Source organism: uncultured Campylobacter sp. (genome assembly GCF_938018035.1).
GTDB lineage: Bacteria > Campylobacterota > Campylobacteria > Campylobacterales > Campylobacteraceae > Campylobacter_B.
The window spans coordinates 1-1,274 of sequence record NZ_CALIJF010000001.1; the positions used below are offsets into that span (position 1 = coordinate 1).

The 1,274-nt window shown below is 36.2% G+C and carries 2 protein-coding genes; both read right to left on the bottom strand.

What is annotated here, in order from left to right; genetic code table 11:
• Positions 1–447 precede the first annotated feature (447 nt).
• Positions 448–978 (bottom strand): hypothetical protein, encoded by a 531-nt coding sequence (locus Q0257_RS00005; protein WP_298019956.1) that lies wholly within the window; start codon positions 976–978, stop codon positions 448–450.
• On the bottom strand, positions 965–1,274 hold a 310-nt coding region (locus tag Q0257_RS00010; protein ID WP_298019959.1), incomplete at its 5' end, for a hypothetical protein. The genes Q0257_RS00010 and Q0257_RS00005, both read right to left, overlap by 14 nt.

Sequence of the window (1,274 nt, forward strand, 5' to 3'; positions counted from 1 at the left end):
TCCTTTTTGAATATTAATTCTAAGATTATAGCCCAATTAAGATTAAATTTTAAAGTCCGAATTTAATGAGCTTGCAAGTGGGGCAATTTAGTATTTAAAATTCTACCCTAATTCCCTATTTTTCCTAAATCCTTGCACATTTGCGTGTCGCCATCCTCGCAACCTAGCTTTAAATATCGCCTCAAATATAAAATTTGCTCTTTCTCCTCCTCGCTCATATCAAGCACCCATTTGCACGCTTGTTTTATTGCGAGTTAAAAATAGCGCTTTCATTTCAGCCACTCTAAACGATATAAATTTAAATCAGAAAGCGACGTAAATTTTATCTTTTGCTAGCGGCTGCGCTTTGATTACGCTCTGCCGCGGCTTGCGTTATTAAAAGTGCCGAAATTGCAGGATAAATTTCTTTCATTATTACTCTTTACCCCTCTTTGGATTCGCCATCTTTTACTCCTTTGTTGAATTTGCGTTGTATTTATCAGTTATTTCTTCAAATGCTTCTAGCGCACACTTTACGGGATCGTGTTCCTCCTCATCTCGTAAGCAGTTTTCTAAAGCTACCTTCAGCGCGCAAGATCTTAGTTTAAATAGTTTTTTCTGATCGGTAAATTTTTCACAAGCCGTAGTGTAATTTATAACAGCCTTTTTAATGTTGCCTCTTAAACCTATGTCTTGTGTTCCAAGAGCAAAACAAGACTCGGCTATACCCGCTTTGCAAGATTTTTCATAAGGAGTGATAGAAGCTTCACGCATACCAAGCCTAGGACCTAATATATAACCAAGATCCGAGCATCCGATCATATCTCCGCCATCGCATTTTTTAGATAAAATTTCTATTAGTTTAGTACACGAACTATATTTACCGTTCCCCTTATCGCATTCGTTATAAAGATTCTCCTCTTCAGCCGTAGGCTTACCAGCCATTACGATAGAAGCTAAAAATATCATAGAATAAAATACAAAATTAATTTTCCCCATACAATTTCCTTTCGACACCTTCAAAAATAATTTTACCTTTTTTTATAGGGTTACACTCTTTGTCTTTCAGGCAGGCTTTCAGTTCCTCGATATTTTTGCAAACTATATCTCTATCTTTAAGATCGCTATTACAAACTTTTTCAAGACTTTTGATTGCTGTTTGCATATTACCGTTTACATATATATCTAGCGTACCCAATATAAAACAGTGGTATGTGCTATTGGCATCACACAGCTTAATCAGATATTTCGTAGCTTCCTCTATTCGGCGTAATGATCGCAAAAGATCACTCTGT